Annotated in this window: 23 protein-coding genes; 17 read left to right on the top strand and 6 right to left on the bottom strand. The window is 36.2% G+C overall.

Features of this window, described 5'->3' with window-relative positions; translation table 11 throughout:
- Positions 1-369 precede the first annotated feature (369 nt).
- Entirely contained in the window at positions 370-1,386 is a 1,017-nt protein-coding gene (locus BJ095_RS02290) for an AI-2E family transporter (protein WP_107931900.1), read from the top strand.
- Between the two features lie 125 nt (positions 1,387-1,511).
- Positions 1,512-1,751, top strand: a complete 240-nt coding sequence (locus BJ095_RS02285) for a hypothetical protein (RefSeq protein ID WP_107931902.1) — start codon at positions 1,512-1,514, stop codon at positions 1,749-1,751.
- 70 nt (positions 1,752-1,821) lie between these two features.
- Here the strand turns inward: BJ095_RS02285 and BJ095_RS02280 are convergent, their stop codons facing one another.
- Positions 1,822-2,511, bottom strand: a complete 690-nt coding sequence (locus BJ095_RS02280) for a DUF421 domain-containing protein (protein WP_107931903.1) — start codon at positions 2,509-2,511, stop codon at positions 1,822-1,824.
- A gap of 191 nt (positions 2,512-2,702) precedes the next feature.
- Here BJ095_RS02280 and BJ095_RS02275 point away from each other — a divergent pair, with 191 nt between their 5' ends.
- Entirely contained in the window at positions 2,703-3,470 is a 768-nt protein-coding gene (locus BJ095_RS02275) for an SDR family oxidoreductase (RefSeq protein ID WP_107931905.1), read from the top strand.
- Between the two features lie 132 nt (positions 3,471-3,602).
- Here the strand turns inward: BJ095_RS02275 and BJ095_RS02270 are convergent, their stop codons facing one another.
- A complete protein-coding gene (locus BJ095_RS02270; protein ID WP_107931906.1) occupies positions 3,603-4,109 on the bottom strand; it encodes a hypothetical protein in 507 nt (168 codons plus the stop codon).
- Between the two features lie 251 nt (positions 4,110-4,360).
- Between BJ095_RS02270 and BJ095_RS02265 the strand changes: the two genes are divergently transcribed.
- From BJ095_RS02265 to BJ095_RS02230, 8 genes are all read left to right on the top strand, one after another.
- Positions 4,361-5,548, top strand: coding sequence for a sensor domain-containing diguanylate cyclase (locus tag BJ095_RS02265; RefSeq protein WP_107931908.1), 1,188 nt, complete (start codon positions 4,361-4,363; stop codon positions 5,546-5,548).
- Positions 5,549-5,624: 76 nt separating this feature from the next.
- On the top strand, positions 5,625-6,002 hold the full coding sequence (locus BJ095_RS02260) for an SET domain-containing protein (RefSeq protein WP_107931910.1): 378 nt from the start codon (positions 5,625-5,627) through the stop codon (positions 6,000-6,002).
- 296 nt (positions 6,003-6,298) lie between these two features.
- The gene (locus BJ095_RS02255) at positions 6,299-6,487 is read left to right on the top strand and encodes an aspartyl-phosphate phosphatase Spo0E family protein (RefSeq protein WP_107931912.1); all 189 of its coding nucleotides are present in this window, start codon (positions 6,299-6,301) and stop codon (positions 6,485-6,487) included.
- Positions 6,488-6,661: 174 nt separating this feature from the next.
- Positions 6,662-6,934 (top strand): hypothetical protein, encoded by a 273-nt coding sequence (locus BJ095_RS02250; protein WP_107931913.1) that lies wholly within the window; start codon positions 6,662-6,664, stop codon positions 6,932-6,934.
- A 109-nt stretch (positions 6,935-7,043) separates the two neighbouring features.
- On the top strand, positions 7,044-7,550 hold the full coding sequence (locus BJ095_RS02245; RefSeq protein WP_107931914.1) for a GNAT family N-acetyltransferase: 507 nt from the start codon (positions 7,044-7,046) through the stop codon (positions 7,548-7,550).
- A gap of 304 nt (positions 7,551-7,854) precedes the next feature.
- Positions 7,855-8,973 carry an ABC transporter permease gene (locus tag BJ095_RS02240; protein WP_107931915.1) on the top strand — a complete coding sequence of 373 codons (1,119 nt, stop codon included), beginning with the start codon at positions 7,855-7,857 and terminating at the stop codon, positions 8,971-8,973.
- 10 nt (positions 8,974-8,983) lie between these two features.
- Entirely contained in the window at positions 8,984-10,177 is a 1,194-nt protein-coding gene (locus BJ095_RS02235) for an ABC transporter permease (RefSeq protein WP_107931917.1), read from the top strand.
- Positions 10,178-10,195: 18 nt separating this feature from the next.
- Positions 10,196-11,098, top strand: coding sequence for an ABC transporter ATP-binding protein (locus BJ095_RS02230; RefSeq protein WP_107931919.1), 903 nt, complete (start codon positions 10,196-10,198; stop codon positions 11,096-11,098).
- Between the two features lie 54 nt (positions 11,099-11,152).
- On the opposite strand, the gene BJ095_RS02225 is transcribed toward BJ095_RS02230, so the two are convergent.
- The 3 genes from BJ095_RS02225 to BJ095_RS02210 form a co-directional block, all read right to left on the bottom strand.
- Positions 11,153-11,398, bottom strand: coding sequence for a YkuS family protein (locus tag BJ095_RS02225; protein WP_107931920.1), 246 nt, complete (start codon positions 11,396-11,398; stop codon positions 11,153-11,155).
- 341 nt (positions 11,399-11,739) lie between these two features.
- Positions 11,740-12,360 carry a phosphatase PAP2 family protein gene (locus BJ095_RS02215; protein WP_181417933.1) on the bottom strand — a complete coding sequence of 207 codons (621 nt, stop codon included), beginning with the start codon at positions 12,358-12,360 and terminating at the stop codon, positions 11,740-11,742.
- A gap of 234 nt (positions 12,361-12,594) precedes the next feature.
- Positions 12,595-12,957 carry a winged helix-turn-helix transcriptional regulator gene (locus BJ095_RS02210; RefSeq protein ID WP_107931926.1) on the bottom strand — a complete coding sequence of 121 codons (363 nt, stop codon included), beginning with the start codon at positions 12,955-12,957 and terminating at the stop codon, positions 12,595-12,597.
- Between the two features lie 193 nt (positions 12,958-13,150).
- Between BJ095_RS02210 and BJ095_RS02205 the strand changes: the two genes are divergently transcribed.
- Positions 13,151-14,344 (top strand): MFS transporter, encoded by a 1,194-nt coding sequence (locus tag BJ095_RS02205; protein WP_107931928.1) that lies wholly within the window; start codon positions 13,151-13,153, stop codon positions 14,342-14,344.
- 21 nt (positions 14,345-14,365) lie between these two features.
- Positions 14,366-15,205 carry an aldo/keto reductase gene (locus tag BJ095_RS02200; protein WP_107931930.1) on the top strand — a complete coding sequence of 280 codons (840 nt, stop codon included), beginning with the start codon at positions 14,366-14,368 and terminating at the stop codon, positions 15,203-15,205.
- 621 nt (positions 15,206-15,826) lie between these two features.
- Here the strand turns inward: BJ095_RS02200 and BJ095_RS02195 are convergent.
- Positions 15,827-17,641, bottom strand: a complete 1,815-nt coding sequence (locus BJ095_RS02195) for a dihydroorotate dehydrogenase (protein WP_107931931.1) — start codon at positions 17,639-17,641, stop codon at positions 15,827-15,829.
- Between the two features lie 307 nt (positions 17,642-17,948).
- Here BJ095_RS02195 and BJ095_RS02190 point away from each other — a divergent pair, with 307 nt between their 5' ends.
- The 4 genes from BJ095_RS02190 (at position 17,949) to BJ095_RS02175 (ending at position 19,774) form a co-directional block, all read left to right on the top strand.
- Complete coding sequence (locus tag BJ095_RS02190; RefSeq protein ID WP_107931933.1) at positions 17,949-18,158, top strand: hypothetical protein; 210 nt, start codon at positions 17,949-17,951, stop codon at positions 18,156-18,158.
- 117 nt (positions 18,159-18,275) lie between these two features.
- Positions 18,276-18,827 (top strand): hypothetical protein, encoded by a 552-nt coding sequence (locus tag BJ095_RS02185; protein ID WP_107931935.1) that lies wholly within the window; start codon positions 18,276-18,278, stop codon positions 18,825-18,827.
- A gap of 112 nt (positions 18,828-18,939) precedes the next feature.
- The gene (locus BJ095_RS02180) at positions 18,940-19,317 is read left to right on the top strand and encodes a hypothetical protein (protein WP_107931937.1); all 378 of its coding nucleotides are present in this window, start codon (positions 18,940-18,942) and stop codon (positions 19,315-19,317) included.
- Between the two features lie 76 nt (positions 19,318-19,393).
- Positions 19,394-19,774: a hypothetical protein gene (locus BJ095_RS02175; protein ID WP_107931939.1), complete on the top strand. Its 381-nt coding sequence runs from the start codon at positions 19,394-19,396 to the stop codon at positions 19,772-19,774.
- Positions 19,775-19,850 lie beyond the last annotated feature (76 nt).

The following is a 19,850-nucleotide window of genomic DNA, read 5'->3' as shown; positions in this document are numbered from 1 at the left end:
ACACAGCAGCTTCCTCAAAATCTAATTCTCTACTCCTTACCTCCAACATAAACTAAATAAAAACTATCCTCACTAAGAAAGCTTTTAACAGAAGCCATGAGTCCTATTTTCCTCTATTGTTAACTACCAAAAGTATCGTGGAATCAAAATGTTATTTTAGAATCATGTCTATTTTATGAAAAATCGCAATTCTTGTCGAAAAGCAAGGTTTTAGTATTGTTTCTACGGGTCTATTCATGCTACGCTGTTAAAAAATCGATGAAATTTTAGAGGATGAACGAAATTTCTCTTGAAAAAATAGATTCGCTTATTTTGATTTAAAATAAGGCTTTTTTTAAGGATTTATTTGTGAATTAAAGGGGATAGAAAATGAGTTGGTTAAGGGATAAAGTAAATTTAAAGTGGATCATTATGATTTTCATTATCGGTCTCCTGTACTTTTTTGCAAATGCATTAAACTTTTTATTATTAACATTTATTATTACATATTTGGCCTATACCATATTTGTAAAGGTGCTACATATCTTGCCTGAGCCTTTAAAACGTCCGAAGATTCTTTTGGTACTCATGTATTTGCTGATTTTAGCTATCGTGGGAACTACTGGTTATCGGTATCTCCCATCTGCTATAAGTCAATTATCAGCTATTATTGTCCAAAGCTCGTCATTCCATATTGAGCAATATCGAGATATGATTCCCGAAAAGATATATGCTTTTATCTTAAATCTTGATATGGAAGGAATCTTAAAGGATATTGGCAGCACGATTCTAGACAAAATAGGAGATGTCAGCACGTTTTTACTGGAAGCGTTTATGGCTCTGTTGTTAAGCTTCTTCTTTATTTTAGAGATTGATAAGATAAAAATCTTTTGTAAGTCCTTTAAAACGAACCAAACCGAAAAAGTATTTAACCAGGTTGTTCTTTTCGGAAATAGCTTTTTAAATACGTTTGGATTAGCTATTAAAGTACAAATAATGATTTCAACAGTAAACACTGTTTTGACGGTAATTGGCTTATTAATCCTAGGATTCCCCAATATATTAGGGCTAGCAATTATGATCTTCTTCTTAGGGTTAATGCCGGTTATTGGTGTGGTAATTTCTTTAATTCCACTGACGATAATTGCTTTCCAAATCGGGGGCGTCATGTATGTGTTTTACATCTTTGTTATCATCATGATTATCCATGCGATTGAATCTTACATTTTAAATCCAAAACTCTACTCCATTACAATGAAATTACCTATCTTCTTTACGTTTATGGTATTGATGGTTGGTGAATTATTATTTGGTGCATGGGGATTAGTTATAGGGATTCCATTGTTTGTCTTTATTGTAGAAATGATTAAAGGCTCAACGGATTTAAAACCGATATTAAAGAAATAAATATAGGGACGTTAATCTAATTGGATTGACGTCTTTTTCTATTTTTGGAGATTACTAAACGGTTATCATAATGTTTGTAATTAAATGGTAGAATAGTGTTATACATATTTTAGGAGCTGATAAGGTTGGAAGCTGAACAAAAGAACGGTAAGAAGATTCTCGCAACGGTAGGGTGGATATCGGTGGTCTTATTAACATGTCACTTAATGGCACCGTTGCTTATGTTTATCCCTATATGTATTGGTGTAGTGTTAAGACGTGATTACGAAGCCGAATCACAAGGGTTAGCATTAATCGTTTCCGGTGTTGTCGGAGGCATTGTAGGCTGGATTCTAGGCATGCTTCTCATGAATTTTTTAGTATAGTTATCACCATATATATAAACACAGAAAATAAGTCGGCTCTTCAAAACAAAGAAACCGACTTTAACTCTCTTTACTGCCCATTCATTTTTAAGCAGAAAAACCCTTCATCCTCTACCCATTCTGCATACAAGGCATCTTCAAACTTGGTGACATTCCTCTTTTTTAGCTGATTCAGAAGCCACTCCTCATCATGTCCAGATTCTCTTAAGTTATCTTTAACAACCATCCCATCACTAATTAAGGTAATTGGTAAGTAAGCCGGCTTTTGTTTCAAGCTTAAATCCTCCAAAGTAGGGGATTCATATTTTGGCTTTTTCATGACACTGATTTGTCCATTGGGCTCTAAAATCATATATTCAACCTCTCGAATAGAGAAAATATCCTTTTGCTGTCTTAGCATTTGCTGCAATTGGTCAATATCGAGATGATTTTGTTTTAGCTGATCTCTATCAATTTTGCCTTGTCTTATGATAATGGAGGGATTTCCTTCAAAGGTTCTCCGTAAGCCTCGGAATTTCTGTGTAAGCTTTTCAACTGTGAATATTAAAGCCGTCCATAAAATTAAAGCATATAGAATCGACCAAATCTTTATTTCAGGGTCGTAAACACTGTTTCCCACAAGTTCCCCCAGTACCATAGCAGAAATAAAATCAAAGGGAGTAAGCTGGGAAATCTGTGTCTTACCTAATATTTTGGCAGCAATTAATAGTGCTATAAATCCAAATATTAGCTCGATAGTTGTTTGTCCTAAATTCACCACATTCGGCCCACCTTTTTATAAAGCATTCCTCACGAGTATAGCCAACAAAAGCTTTAGAAAACCTTAATTATTTGAACAAAATACAGTTCACATTTGTTGAAGAATTTGTTTGAAAGGAATAGCTTTAAGAGGAGAATGATTATGCGAGCTAAAAAGCACAAAATCTAAATTCTAAAACTGGAGTGGGGATTATGAAATTATCAGGTAACACAATTTTGATAACAGGTGGGGCATCAGGAATTGGACTAGCCTTTGCCGAGCAATTTTTAAAGGAAGAAAACGAAGTAATCGTAGTAGGGCGTGGGGAAGAAAAACTATTTGAAGCAAAGAAAAAATACCCGCAGCTACATACTAGAGCATGTGATGTTTCAAAGGAAGACGAACGTATTCAATTGGTTGAATGGGTTATTAAGGAATTTCCTCAGTTAAATGTTTTAGTCAATAATGCGGGCATCCAGCAAAGAGTAAATCTACTAAATGCCTCAAATGACTGGAAATATTATCAAAATGAGATTGCCATTAATGTTGAAGGGCCAATTCACTTATCGATGCTATTGATTGAGCATTTTATGAAGCAAAAGGAAGCGGCCATTATTAATATAACATCCGGTCTTGCGGTACAGCCTGGAACCTGGGTGCCAATTTACAGTGCGACAAAAGCGGCAATGCACTCCTTTACGCTTACTTTACGTGAGCAGCTAGCCAGTACAAATGTTGAAGTTGTAGAGGTATTGCCTCCAGCAGTAAATACGGATTTAGGTGGGGTAGGTCTCCATACATTTGGTGCACCTCTGAATGAGTTTATCTCGGGGATATTTGATGGCTTAAGAAGTGAAAAACGGGAAATTGGCTACGGAGGAACGGAAAAGAGACTCACTGCCACTAAAGAAGTAATCGAGCAAGGAATGAAAAACGCGTGGCAAAATTACTTGAAAAACAATCCGGATTTTCTTAAGTAGATCTAAAAAAGGAACAGCTCTTTTGAATATTAGTCTATAAGTTAAAACAAAGCACTTCCATTTCGAAATGCTTTGTTTTTTAGCTATGGAAGCTAAGCTCTCGGGAAACATCTGTAAGAAGCGGCATATGTCTTAACGCCAGCGTAAGGAAATGGACAATTTACAGCAATCTAAACTTTGAACCTTTGACTTAAACTCAAGCTCTAGACCATCTGGATTGTATTTAATGTCAACGTCTGATGTAATACCAACTGAATGAATTAAACGTTCTACCTCTTCGGTATTGGAATGCTGTGCAACGTCCATTAATCTAGCACCAAATTCCTTAGATGAAGCCAATTTATCGAGTACTAGACTAGCTTCTTTCATAAGCTTATTCGATTCGTTTGCAGATTCGTACAAAAGCTCTGGATCCACAGCAGGATATGCGGATGGGGATCCATTAGAGGGTTGAGGATTTGAGTTTCGCTGTGCTGGTGCTACGTTTCGCTGCGCTACATAACGCATAAGGTTCGGCTGAGCATGCTGAACTGGTTGATGCATAGAATGATGATTGCTTAATGGAGCTCCAACAACAGGCTGATAGGTATTAGAATTATATGGTGTTTGGTAGTAATGAGGCTGATAATAGTAATACAAAAAGACACCTCCCTAGTAAATTCATACAAGTACTATCATTAGAGTATGGATAATATTTGTTTAGGTATAGGTAAGTGACTAGGTTGGTGCATCTTCAAAATTGGCTGTCTAGATTGGCTTTAAAATTATCAGGCTTTTTTAGAGAAATATTTATTTACAAGTTTCTAAGCATCATGTATTATCTGAACGTACTCAAGAACTAGTAATTTTGAGTAAAATAAAGCGAAGCATAACAAAGAAGGATAAAATCCATGAAAATATCAGGGAAAAGCATCATCAGTTCAATATCTATCATCACTCTTGTCAATATACTATCTGTTTACTTACATACAGGCTCCGTACCTATTCTGAGCCTTCTCCTGAGCTTACTACTAATAGTCATTTCTATGAATTATGGCATAAATCTTAATAAAACAAAAGAACGATATGTGAAAATAAAAGCTGTAAATGAGCAGCTAATAGAAGAAAAATATGAGCTTACAAAAAAATATAAGGACTATGAACAGTTTTTTACTACTTTTGATGAGGCTACCTTCTTTTCTTTTAACTATAGAAGTCAGGAATATCTTTTTTCCAAAGGTGTTGAAAAGTTACTTGGATTGACACAAGCTGAATTCAATAGTGATATAACGATAGTAAAACAGGTTGTTCATAAAGAAGATATCCCCATCCTGGAAGAGATTCAAAGAGATTTAGTAATGGGGAAGATAGTTCGAAGAGAAGTGAAAATTGTCCATCCAGGAGATGGAGAGAAATGGGTTCTATTTAAAGCGCACCCATTTAAAAATAGCGAGGGGCTGTTGGAAAAAGTAAATGGCCAGTTTGAGGATATAACGAGACAGAAGGAATTAGAATTTGAACTGAAACGAATGGCTTACTTTGATGAGTTAACAGATATCCCAAATCGAAAGATGTTAGATAGACAAATTCAAAAAGCCCTCGTACGCTCGAAGCGTCATCAGCATAATTTTTCGCTTATGTTTATCGATCTGGATGATTTTAAGCAGGTTAATGATACACTCGGCCATGATGCGGGCGATCAGTTGTTAATAGATGTAGTATCGAGAATTAATAATTGTATCCGGGAAGAGGATGTAATTTCACGTATTGGTGGCGATGAATTTATCGTCATGTTTGAAGAAACAGGAAAAGAAGTAATTGAACAAATTGCAAAACGATTGATTGCTCTAGTTGCCGAGCCATATACTATTAATAATCAAAGTGTCAGTATATCCCTAAGTATAGGAATTAGTATGTATCCTGATGATGGGGAAGACAAGGAAACTTTGATAAAAGCAGCTGATAAAGCAATGTATTCTGCAAAGAATAATGGGAAGAATAATTATCAAATTTATACGAATGATTTAAATGATGTAGAGATTAATGATAAAGGAATCTTTAAAAAATGGATGGAAGTTTTACAAAGTCCATTTAAATAAGCAATAAAGTGAGCGCCAATAGTTAAATTCGTGTTACAGTTAGAAAGAAAATTTTTAAGATGAGTAGGAGACCAATATGATTGAGGTAAAAACCTCTCCAATTAGTGATGGAGAATTTAACAGAGGCGTATTCGCTAAACAGGATATTAAAAAGGGCGAGCTTTTTCATGAAGCGCCAGTCATTTCATATCCAAACGAGCAGCATGAACATATCGAGAAAACTTTACTAGCTGACTACGCTTTTGAGTATGGCATCAATCATACGGCGATACTTCTCGGTTACGGTATGTTGTTTAACCATTCTTATGAGCCAAATGCCATTTACGAGATTAACTTTGATAATCATACCTTTGACTTCTTTGCTTACAAGGATATCAAGGCTGGAGAAGAAATCTTCATTAATTATAATGGTGAAGTCGATGACACAGAGCCACTTTGGTTCAATAAGGAATAAGATATAGAATATAAAAATGCGTTAATCCAAATTGGATTACGCATTTTTTTCATTTATTACAATTTAGTAACCAGAGTTTAGTGGAAATCTATCAGGGTACTATTCTATTAATAGGAGCTGTACTAGATTTAATGAGAAGAGCTTCCTATTTCTTCACCCCTACAAAGTATAAAAATAAGAATGTATGGTGATATTCAATTGGAAGAATTAGATAGATAATTAATCTAGAAATATTCATTTGAATAATTTCCGAATACCGAGGGCTGAAAAAATATATTAAGTTGGAGGGAATATATATGGGTAAAATAGCTATTTCTTTATCAAATTTAGAGGATGAAATTGTAACACTTAAGAATCGTATGATTGATATTGGATTATCTAAAGGTTTAACTCATCCAGATACCGTAAAATGTAGTCAAGAATTAGATGTTGTCCTAAATTACTTCCAACAAATGAACTCTCATCAAAGCACATATGTACAGTAAATTGTTCTTTTTATATAAATGATAAAGGGAAAGTCTCAAAGGTTTGGTTTAACCTTTGAGGCTTTCCTATTTTTAAGCTCCAGGTATAGAGTTTATTACATGAGGGAGAAAGTTTTTGTTATAATTAATATAATTAAAAGTTTCAATAGTATTAATAGTAGGAGAGAAAATAATTTGGCAATAGCTATTATAATTTTATTACTCGCAATCGTATTGGCAGTTTATATGAGCAGGAACAAACCGAGGAAAAAAAAGCTTTTAGTTTGGGGAATTGCAACAATTGTGGCCATAGCACCCTTAGTCTCATGGATTGCGGGAATTTCATTTGGGATGGATGAAGGGGACGGATTTATCGGATTTACAGTAATGATCTATAGCTTTGTCTTACTGGAAGTAATCGGATTTATCCTTGTATATTTGGGGATTTTTAAGCGAATGAAAAGATAAGTGTTTCTACTAGGTAGGAGCACTTTTATTTTTTGTGCGTAAAGATTATATTGTATTCCGATGTAAATAGAATTAACATAAATATAAAATTTAAATATGAGGTGTTTTGATGGCACTAGAAATTACATTTCGCGATGCGGCACTAGAAGATTTACCGAGAATTGTAGAGATTTACAATTCAACGATTCCTGGCAGAATGGTTACGGCAGACACAGAACCAGTAACAGTGGAAGACCGATTAAAATGGTACCATGAGCATACCCCATCGAAAAGACCCCTTTGGGTAGTAGAAACAGCAGCGGGAGAAATCTGTGGGTGGGTAAGCCTCCAGGATTTTTATGGTAGAGCTGCCTATCAAGCAACAGCAGAGGTCAGCATTTATTTAGATGAGAGCTTTAGAGGGCACGGTCTTGGGAAAACAGTCTTAGCCAAAGTGATTGAAGCTGCACCAGGCTGTAAAGTAGATACTTTACTAGGCTTCATCTTTGGTCACAACCAGCCAAGCCTTCGCTTATTTGAAAAGTTTGGCTTTGAGCAATGGGCCAATCTCCCAGAAGTAGCCTCATTAGATGGCATAAAAAGAGATTTAATTATTTTAGGAAAAAAGCTTTCTTAACAAAATATTCATACGCAAAAACTAAGTCAGGTCGACTTGGTTTTTTGTGCTTTTTGGACATAAAAAGGCCCGAGAAATATCAGATGAGAATCCCAAATAAGCTACGACACTGCCATGCTTAAAGAGCTTCTCTAAATTCATGAAAGAAAATATCCAATTTTTTCATACTCGAATATTGCCCCCCTGTTATTATCTTAATATTAATTATCTATTTAATATTCGGAAAATTTGATATACTGATGAAAGATTCCAATTCTTTGGAAAAAGAAGATTGATAGAAAGAAAATCTAATATGGAGGTCGTTATGTGGAAGCTTTTAAAGAATGATTTAATCATTGAAAGGTCAAATAAGAAAAATATCATTGCTATTCTTGTAGTTGCTCTCTTCGTTTTTGGCCTGTTTTCCTATGAGAAGCTTGAAAATTCCCAAAAGCTGATTGACGAAAAGGGGAGTGAATCGCAATCACTATCAGCTGCTCTGACCAAGTTTCAGCCGCCGGATGCTATGGATGATGGTACAGGGAACGAATTATATTATAACCTGCTCCAGCAAAAACAATATGTTGTAAATCAAAGTATGGCTCTCAAAATAGACCGCCCCCAGCTCTATTTGGATACTGGCCTCAAGCTAGTAGAGGTAAGAGCAAGTGCCTTTGAATTAGAGGACTACGAAAAGGTTGCTACGAATCTACCTACCAAAACAGAGAATCATCTAGATGCCATTCTTTACCAATTCATGGACAAAGCGGGGATTGTTGTATCGCAGGATTCCTTATCCTTCTTCCCATTTCTCTTAAGTGTATTTATGATGCTAGGTTCTTTTTGGTTCATCTTCATCAGCATCTTTTCAAGTGGAATTCTCATTGAAGAGTTCCGTCATATCTCATTAATAAAAGGCTATCCGGTTTCCTTTGATAAATACGTCCTAGCAAAATCGACTTCTGCGATGCTGATTGTCTTAATTTTTATAGCAGAAATCTTCGCTTGTAGTTTGCCCTTCATTTACTTTTATGGGGTAGGGGACGCTAATTATCCGGTTGCGATTTTTGATGGCAGCTATAAAGTAATCACGATTCTCGAATACATAGGAATTGCTTTAATTTATATGATATTTATAGCGATTTTTACCATTCTTTTGTCTGTTATTTTAAATGTATTATTAAAAAATATGTACTTAACATTGTTTGTACAGCTGCTTTTGTTTATTGCTCCTTCTTTGTTTCCAGCGCTAGTAAGCCTTGTTCCATTTAATCCATTCAACTATATGAACTTTACGAATCTATTAAATGGTCAAAGTCTTGATTTAGCAAAGCCGGTTGGATTAGAGCTCGTCCATGGGCTGATTTACATTGGGATAAGTATTATTCTGATGCTGGCTGCAGTAAAGCTATTCTTTACTACTGGAAAACTAAAAAAGGTATAGGAGGAGAACAATGCGAGCCTATTTTAAGTTTGAATTTATTCAATTTATGTTCAATAAGAAAAATATTGCAGTCTATGTCATCCTACTCTTTTTCGCCTGCTTCTACGCATTGAAAATTGCTCCGGCCTATGACCCTATTGAAAAGGTTGATAGAGAGGAAATTGAAGCAAGGTTCCTAACAAGAGAGGATTTTCTGAATAATGTTGTATTGGATGAAAATACGTATCCTTTAACGAGATTTGCTGCTGCGATTTACCCTGAATGGAACGAATACGATAAACAGCGATTAGATGCATTAGCTGCAGGTGATATGAAAAAGTATGCAGAGGCAACTTTTAACTGGTATGTATATTCGGACAATATGATCTTTAGAAATGGCAAGGATATACTTTATTACAATTCTCGTTATTATACAGCAGGAAATCTTTATGCAACAGAGGATGGCCACTATGCTTACATGTACTCTGCTAGTCGCTTCGATGGCTATGCTAAGGGGGATTCTAATCTATCCATTAATGTTTTTGAGGAGCGAACAGCCCTGCAAACCTTACAAAGACTGCTGCATTCCTATCTGCCTTTAATCCTGCTGATTAGCTGTATTCTCTTTGCAGCAGATATCGTATTAAAGGATAAAAAAAATCCGAGCTTGATAAAGGGCTTCCCGATTTCTGTTTGGAGAAGCCTGCTAGTTAAAGGAGGAGTGGCTTTAACTGGTAGCATTCTAACGGTGATTCCGCTGGCAGTGGGCTTTGTTATTATAGCGATACGAAATGGGATTGGAGATTTAAATTTACCCGTTCCGGTTTTTAGCTATAAAACAAAAGCCTTTACTACTATCTCGATGGGAGAGTATCTATTCCAAAACGCTTTACTAATCTTGTTTTGGTTTTTTATGCTGATTTCCTTGCTTCTGCTTGTTAGTATCATTGTAAAAAATGAGTTTGCTAATCTGGTAGCTGGCTGTGTTGTTGTGTTTGCTGAATATTATTATTATGTGAGAGGGCTTGGATATGTAAAGGATATTCATTGGTATCCATCTAGCTATGTTCAGGTAGGACAAATTATTGCCGGCTATCGTGAGTATCTCAATAATTCGGTAGCACTCACATTAAAAAATGGTCTACTCGTTATGGCGGTATGTACAGTTATTTGCTTACTCCTTACTTTTATAATTAGTAACCATAGAAGGTATAAGCTACTTTGATGAACAGGAGGAAATTAAATGCTTGAACTAAAAAATATAGGTGTAAATTTTTCAGGTAGAGATATCTTGAAAGAGATTTCGATCACCTTCCAGCCTGGGGAAATCATCGGTTTAGTCGCCCCAAATGGAACAGGGAAATCGACGCTGATGAATGTCATCATGAATTATCTTCGACCAAACAGTGGGAAAGTCGTTTTTAATAATGGATTAGAATACAGTTCGAAAAAGAATGAGGTGAAAATTCACCAGCTTGTTTCGATGATGCCTGATCAAAGTGACTTGTACAATCATCTTTCAGGAAGGCAGCATCTTAAAATTTATAGCTCTATGTGGAATAGTAACCCTGAATTGATTGATAGTACTATTAAAGCACTTGGAATGGAGTCCTATGTCAATAAGAAAACTGGCACCTACTCGCTAGGAATGCGCCAAAGACTTTGCTTTGCTATGCAAATTGTTTCAGACACGCAAATAATGCTGATGGATGAAGTGATGAATGGATTGGATCCTACACAGGTAGAGATTATTTCACAAATGCTTGTGAAGAAAAAAGCAGAGGGAAAAACGATTATAATTGCGTCTCACTTACTCGAAAATTTAGAGAAATACGCAGATCGAATTTTCTTTGTTAAAAATGGGAGCCTGGATTTAATCGAGGATATTTATAGCGATTTAGGGGTTAATGGAAATATGGTAATACGAGTAAAAGAGGGAACTGAACAGTTAAAAGAAAAGCTGGCAAAAGCATTTCCAGAGCTCAGCATCCAATTACTCGCGAGCGGCGTAACGCTAATCGACTTCCCTAAAAATGAAGCTGATAGATTGGAAAGTATTTCAGCCTTCTTAAGCGACAATGACAAGCCAGAGTTTAGTGTAGGGAAAATGACGCTGGGCGATCTTTATTCAAAGTATTATCACTAATAAAAAAAGGTGCTATTCAAAAGTCCAAAAGACCGATGAATAGCACCTTTTTAATTAATGGAATAGTTTTTCGACGCGATCTAAAACCTCATCTGCAGAAAGTCCAGTAGCATCGATAACAGGTCCTTTAACTGTAGTGTCGCTAATGCCCATTACATTATCATCTTGACCAGTAATAACGCAAGCGTCACAGTTTTTCGCATCTGCTTCACTGCGAAGTTGAACGACTTGATAGCCCTTTGCCTTTAAAGCTGCTTCCACGTTTGATAATGATTGTTCTACACCAATTGTATTTGCCATAATTCCCACCTCCCACAATGTAATTTGTCAAAACTGGAGGCAAATTATTCATAAAATTAAACAAAAAAATACTACACCATTCAAGTGTAGTAGGAAGTTTTCATGCTAAAAGCTGCTGAGCCTCTTGGCATGCTTTTTCTTTAAACCACGTCTAAGCATTTCGACTTTAATAAGGGATAAGGCTTTTTTACATTCAAAATAATGATTTAAATCATATAGAGAGTTTCTCTTTTTCTGTTTATATAATTTTTTTTCCTTCTTATATTTCATATAAAGGTCCGCTAATTCTTTGTTTGTTAAGCTCATTATTTTTCACCTGTCTTTACATAAACATATAGTAGCTATTCATTTGAGTTTGTCTTTTGTAAATGAATGCGATTGCTAGTCCGATACCACCAAGAGCATATAGTAAACCAAGTATAACCAAGAGACCATCCAGCTAATACATCAGATGCATAATGACGTGCTTCTGTTACTCGGGACAGGCCAATTAACATAAAAATTATAATGGCTACAATCCAGCCAATTTGTGAAGCTTTTTTTGATTTAACCAATCGGCTAAAAACAAAGGCGAGTGTTAATAAAAACAATATTCCATGAGTGGCATGTCCAGATGGGAAGCTAAAGGTAGTATATTGATCGACAATCTCAGGACGGGGTCTTTCAACCACTCGTTTTAAAAATTGATACAGCCCAAAACCAACACCAATTGTTAAAAAGGTAAAAAACATTAATTTATAATCACGGAGACGAACCCAGATAATAATAAGAACAACCAGTGAAACACCAAATATAACATTCGTTTCACCTAGATTATGAAACCATGTAATAAAATCAATCCCATACATTAAATCGGCTGCTTTCTTGTCAAAGGAAAGGATAGCAGGGGTCTCAAAAGTCATCCATAAAATACAGAACACAACAAAGGTAAAAACCGCAAAAGCAAAATGAAATTTTTTCATAGTCTCATTCCTTTGATAATCAAAATCACATTTGAAAATAAAACGTACCATATTTTAAAAAGCAAAGGCAACTTCAAAGTGTATGTACTTTTTGGATATTCCCTTTAAAAAATACATTGAAACAGTGCTGTAACCCTAAAATAGAAAAAAACGCCTCTATCGCAATAGAGACGGTTGAAATTTATGGTAAAAAAGGAGTCTAACTATGAGTACAAGTTTCCTTGCCATAGACAACTAATTATTTAATATACTTTTCTCTAAAACCTCTGATTTGTCTCCATAAACTCTCGTAATATGAGTATCTCCCCAATTACATAGAGCATTTAAAATTCCTTCTAAGCTCTTGCCGTATTCACTAAGCTCGTATTCTACCTTTGGAGGTACCTGGTTATACACGATGCGGTTAATAACGCCATCCTCTTCAAGCTCACGAAGCTGTTGTGTAAGCATTTTTTGTGTAATGCTCGGCATCAATCGTTTTAGTTCGCTTGTTCGTTTCTTTCCATGAGTAAGATGACAAAGGATGACACATTTCCACTTACCGCCGATAACCTCTAAAGTAGCTTCGACTGATATATTGTATTTCTTTTTCTGCATAATCAACTACTCCATTCTATAGGTACTTTAAAGTGCCTATATTACTTTTTGGTGCTTATATAACTTAAAAGTGCGTACTTCTATTTTTGATTTGTATATCTCATAATAACATTTGCCAGTCGATTTTTACTAGACTTTCTTAAAATTCATAAGTAGTTTAGTTGATTTGCCAACTGGAGGAGGAGAGAGAGAAATGGCATTAAATAAAAAGCAAAGTACATTGGCGTTACTCGCATTAGCGGTCAGTGCCTTTGCTATAGGTACAACCGAATTTATCAGTGTGGGGTTACTGCCACTGATAGCTGAGGATTTAAGTATACCGGTTACAACTGCAGGGTTAACGGTTTCTTTATATGCATTGGGGGTCACTTTAGGGGCACCTGTTTTAACGTCTTTAACATCAAGAATACCAAGGAAGACACTGTTGCTATGGATAATGATTATTTTCATAGCAGGAAATACCCTGGCAGCTTTTGCTAACTCGATACAGATATTGCTAATCGCTCGCATTATCTCAGCATTGTCACATGGTATTTTTATGTCAATCGGGTCAACAATTGCAGCTGATTTGGTACCAGAAAATCGAAGAGCTAGTGCGATTTCTATTATGTTTACGGGGCTTACTGTTGCAACCGTTACAGGGGTACCGTTTGGAACATATATTGGACAACAGGTCGGTTGGAGAGCGGCATTTCTAATAATTGTCGCGATAGGTATCGTTGCGTTTATTGCAACAAGCTTCCTAATTCCAACTACATTACGTAAAGGGAACAAAACAACTTTTCGAGATCAGTTCAAGCTCATAACAAATGGACGCTTACTTCTAGTGTTCATCATTACAGCATTAGGCTACGGGGGAACGTTTGTAGTATTTACTTATCTATCACCGTTACTTCAGGATATAACAGGCTATAAAGCAGAAACAGTTGCAGTGATTTTATTGGTTTATGGAATTGCCATTGCAATAGGTAATACGATTGGTGGAAAGTTATCTAACCGAAATCCTATCAATGCATTGTTCTATATGTTTATAGTACAAGCCGTGATTCTATTTGTTTTGCTGTTTACTGCACCGTATAAAATAGTTGGTTTAATTACAATACTCTTCATGGGTCTCTTTGCTTTTATGAATGTACCAGGTCTACAGGTTTATGTCGTAATGCTTGCGGAACGCTTTGTACCAAGTGCAGTCGATGTAGCATCGGCTATTAATATTGCAGCATTCAATGCAGGCATAGCAATTGGATCATTTATAGGTGGGATTGTCACAGACTCTATTGGGCTTATTCATACATCGTGGATAGGTGCACTAATGGTGTTAGCGGCAGTAGTACTAACTTGGTTCAGTAGAGCGATGGAGCGTAAAGATCAATCACAAAATAACTAGAAAAAATGGAGGAATAAAATAATGAAAAATTTACAAGCTACAACAACTTTGCATAACGGTGTAAAAATGCCTTGGTTTGGTTTAGGGGTTTTTAAAGTAGAAGAAGGTCCTGAGCTAGTAAACGCTGTAAAGGCAGCTATTAAAAATGGCTACAGAAGTATTGATACAGCAGCGATTTATGGAAATGAAGAAGGGGTAGGAAAAGGTATTAAAGAAGGCTTACAGGAAGCTGGAATTTCAAGAGAAGAACTATTTGTAACATCAAAAGTATGGAACGCTGACTTAGGCTACGAATCAACTTTAGCAGCCTTCGAAACAAGCTTAGCGAAGCTGGATTTAGAGTATTTAGATTTGTATTTAATTCACTGGCCGGTGGAGGGGAAATACAAGGATGCTTGGAGAGCATTAGAAACACTTTATAAAGAAGGTCGCATTAAAGCGATTGGCGTAAGTAACTTCCAAATTCACCATCTTGAGGATTTAATGAAGGATGCTGAGATAAAACCGATGATCAACCAAGTAGAGTACCATCCAAGACTGACTCAAAAAGAAGTCCAAGCATTCTGTAAGGAGAATGGAATTCAGCTTGAAGCATGGTCGCCATTAATGCAAGGGCAATTACTTGATAACGAAACACTACAAGAAATTGCTAGCAAATATAATAAATCCGTAGCCCAAATCATTCTGCGTTGGGATTTGCAAAACGGTGTAGTCACAATCCCAAAATCAACAAAAGAACACCGTATTATTGAAAATGCAGATGTTTTTGATTTTGAGCTAACAGGCGAAGATATGAAGCTAATTGATGGTTTAAACCAAAACCACCGCGTCGGTCCAGACCCAGATAACTTTGATTTCTAATCGGTTGGGTTTGTAAGAAGGGGATGGACGAAATTGATGAAACGTGTTGGAGAGGGGAATCGTTGATGAAGTGATGTACATGAGCTGGATGAAACGTGTTGGAGAGCGATATTGTTGTTGAAATGATATTCATGAGCTGGATGAAACGCATTGGAGAGGGATATTGTTGTTGAAATGATGTTCATGAGCTGGATGAAATGCGTTGGAGAAGGTAATGGATGTCGAAACGATGTTTATAACTGAGGTGAAACGCGTTGGAGAAGAAAATCGATATTGAAACGATGTTCATGAGCCCGATGAAGCGCATTAGAGTGGAATATCGATGATAAAATGATGTTCATTAGGCTAATGAAACGCGTTGGAGAGTGAAATCAATATTGAAACGATGTTCATGAGCAGGATGAAACGCATTAGAGTGGAATATCGATGATAAAACGATGTTCATGAGCCCGATGAAACGCGTCAGTAAGCTATATCGATACAGATACGATTTTCACAAGCAAAAAAACTACATTACTAAGAGAAACCTTAGTTATATTTATTGCACTTGCACAATTAACAATCAAAAAACGCACAAATGTTGAGCAACAGCATTTGTGCGTTTTATTTATTTAATTAAACTCACTTATTACTCTTTAAGAAACCATAAGATAAACCCAATCCAACCAAATACAAAACAACTAAAAAGTAGACAGGTAGCAAATGCAAAAAGTTTGTGTAGCCAATATAGAAATGCGTTCCGATTCCGGCAGCAAAAGCCGGTAATGCCCCAATTGCTAACGTATTCCAAACCCAACTTTCACCCTGGCGAAAGCCCCACAAAGAAAGCATTAAAACAAGAAGCCCAACACTGACTAGGGCACTTCCAAATCCAGCGCGGTCATGAGCAATCACAGGGATTAGCTTGCTGCTAATATTGTCTAACATTTCAGGGGACATGCATAGGAAGCTGATGTCAGTTGATACAAAAACGGCCGATACACCAATTGTAGAAATCACTATCCCACCGACTAGTATCGAAAATCCAAGAATGATAAACAATAGCTGACCGTAAAGGCCAATCCTCCAGGCTGTATTATTTTCTCCGTGACTTGAGAAGGGAGAGCCAGTAACTCTTTTTCCTTCCTTAAAGCTAAAGAAATAGATTGGCAATAATATTAGCCAAAAAAGACCATGTAGCCAATCAAAATAACCGTAGCCGATGAACAAAAGGATGCCAAGAAAACCTATAATCGCTGCACTATGAAACGTGATTTTTGCCCAATGCATACCGAGCTTAATGCCGTGCCGTGCAAGCTGGATATATAAAATGCCTGCAGAAATCATCGTTCCAGCTAACGCCATTCGATCATGGGACATAAATGCTAAAATGCGTGGATTGACTAGTAAGATTTCTTCCTTAGTTAACCCGATGAATGATTCATCGTAGGGAAGGATAATGCTCGTTAATGCAAAATAGAGAGCGATTAATCCACCCATTAAAATGGAGAGCCCAAATAGGAGCGACCAAGCCCATCTAGGTTTTTGAAGAGGTCGCTCTTCAAACAAAATCCGTTCATTAATTCTTTTAGGTAAGCCGGGACCTGCCCTCACATAGCCACTCGTAAGCATGACCAAATCAGAGCCCGCCTCGACTAAACGGTAGGCTTCATTTGGTGTCTCTACTCCCCCTGAAGTGATGATATTCAATTCAGGATTGACTTCCTTAGCCTGTTTTACTATTTTTACAAGGCTTTCGTTTGCATTAGCAGTCTCAAGCCAATAATTATCTGCAATTTGCCGAGGGGCAGTGAGGACTACGCCAGCAAAACAAGACCGCACCACGAGCTCATCTAGTATATTTTCATTAAACTCCTCAGCTGTAAAGGAGACATAAAAAGGGCGAGCTAAATCTTGATCTATGAAATGAAGTTGCTCACTTGTGCCAATGAAGCCCGCAACAAATGGCGTTAAATGCTGGACTACGCTTATCAGTTCTTGACTATTAACCTGTGCATCTATCTTTGCCAATACTGGGATTCGAATATTTAGTAGCGTAAGTTTTTGTATTACAAGTTTAAGTGGTACCTTCTCTGGCTGATTAGCAAAAAGGATTTGTCTATTTTCACGTAATGGCTCTTTTTGCTCGTGAGGTTCATTTATAACAATTGGACCAATTTCAACGAATCCAAAACCGAGCTCTTGAAAAGCTCGTAATCCTGATAATTTCGGGTCAATTACACCACTTAACCCAACCGAAGTAGAAAATCGCGTTTGGAAAATGTCTTTCTGAATTTGGTGAGGAGGATTCATATGTCCCAAAAATCCAATAAAGCTTCGGCCACCAGGAACTTTAGCAACAGTACTCATCGATTGATGAATAAACTCGCGGCCAGCCTTTGCATTAACTTTATCTAACAAAGCTTCTTTTAATGGATGATAGGACCAATCTGGCATAATGAACACCTTCTATCTGTAATTGGAAATAGAATATGTAAAAATGAATAGTTAAACACCCAACTTTAGGACAAACTGAAGAGAGACTTACTTGCAATGATTGCATCAAGATAAATGGGTTTGGTAAGCGAAAAAACAAATTGGTAATTTAATTTATCATAACATTTATTGCAAATTGGTAATGGGAAAATCATATAAATTTATATATTAGATGCTCTATATTTAAGAAAAGTATTAGAAAAGAACAATTTTACAAAAGCTCATGGTATAATGAGGAACTTATGATAGAAAAAATAGAGGTGTAAGTATGAACAAACGCTGGACTATCGGGAAGATAAAGGAATTTGTTGAGAAAAACTCTGACAGTAAGCTACTAACGACAGAATATCACGGCTTCTCTCAAAAATTACTTTTTAAATGTTCTTGTGGAACGAATTTCGAAAAAACTTTTACGAAATTTAAAAATAATAACCAACGTAAATGTGACGTTTGCCAACCGCCAAAAGAGTCACGCTAAACGTTTACGAAGTGCCAATTCTAATCTGAATGATAGAATTTGGCATTTTTTTTTCGCATTTTTGTAACTTTTCATAACTAATAAGGTCTAATGGAATAAGAAGATAGGAGGGATTAAATGAGATATCTTGTCTTGCTATTTATGTCATTGCTCCTTACTGCATGTGGAGCGGGAAATGGTGAAAATACTTCAAATAGAGCAAGCAATGCCAACGAAAATAGCCAAGCTGTAGAGAGTCAGGACGATTTCAAGCTGGAGCTGAAAAGTGCAAAAGCTAAGTATAAGGCAGGGGAAGAGTTAGATATAACTGCGAGCCTAACATATACAGGTGAAGAAGACATTGAGATTGGTCATGCTGGATCATGGATTTTCCTCAATACAACGAACCTTACCAAGGGATATAAATTCGAGGGAGTCATGATTCAGCCTTATATCGTGACAGCCATGAAACCAAATGAACCAATTTTGGAGCAATATCAATTTTCTGGAGGCAGTTATTTTGAAGGAAATGGAGGAAATCCATACTCAGAGAAGGAATTTGAAAAAATGTCGTCCATGAACTTCCCGCCAGGTAAATATAAAATAGAAGGGATTACAGATTTCCACATTGTCGACGAAGAACCACGCTACTCACTAAAAGCAGAAATCTATTTTGAAGTAGTCGAATAAGAGAGTGTAATACAGGGCGTTTATTCATAGAAGGATAAACGCTTTTTATTGTTGCTTCAAAAATTTGTAACTTATCTTATAAAAAGCATGTCTAATACAAGAGGTGATGAATTTGAAAATAGCACTTATTTTTTTGAGCCTGATAGGAATGGTATGGGCTGGCTGTTCCCATGAAGAGCGGGCAGCTGAAGAAACAGTGAGTAAATTAGATATTGCAATTATACCTAAAGAGAACCATGGCACTATAAATTTAGAATTAAATAAAGAAGAGGTAGTCATTTTCGAAAGAGCTGTAAAGGATTCGATAAAAGAATCAGGCATTGTAAATATGGCAAATCCGGAGTTTCAATTTTCTATTGCAAATGAGTCCTATTTTCTATGGATTTCAGATAAGGCAGGGACCATTATGAATACGAAGGATACGCATACGATTTATACACTTTCTAGTAGTTCGATTGAGGGGATTTATGGGTTTTTAAATGGTAATTAATGTATAATATTAGAAGTGGAGGGGATATTAATTCTCCTCTATTTCTATTTATAATTCGTGTTTTAAGGAGGTACTAATGAGTTTACTAGAAATCATTGTGGTCGGTTTGATTTGGGGAGGATTAATGATTTATTTCCTAATGCCATTCAATTTAGAGCTACAAGCAATGCCGAATATTGCGTTTTCACAGGTCTTCAAGAGAAATTCCCTCAAGCTTATTTTTCACAAAAAAGCTTTCCTGGCCCTAGTAATGGTAGTAGTGACTCTCTATTATTTCTGGCAATTCTATGGGTCAATTCAAGTATATCAGACCATTCATGGCGAAGATGGTTTTACAATTGTTAACCCAAAAGAACACGCAATTTATTACATGATTGGTACTTGTATATATTCGATATTGATATATATTTTGTTAGTTTTGAGAAGAACGTATAAGGAGCTTGCGATAACAAAGTAATAGAGCTAGGGCCTTGATCAAGAAGGATTAAGGTTATTTTTGTTGAATAAATTACGAGTGATAAGGGGGGATTGAG

It is taken from the genome of Ureibacillus chungkukjangi (assembly GCF_003217295.1).
In the GTDB taxonomy this organism is placed as follows: domain Bacteria; phylum Bacillota; class Bacilli; order Bacillales_A; family Planococcaceae; genus Ureibacillus; species Ureibacillus chungkukjangi.
This window is presented reverse-complemented; position numbering and strand designations above follow the sequence as displayed.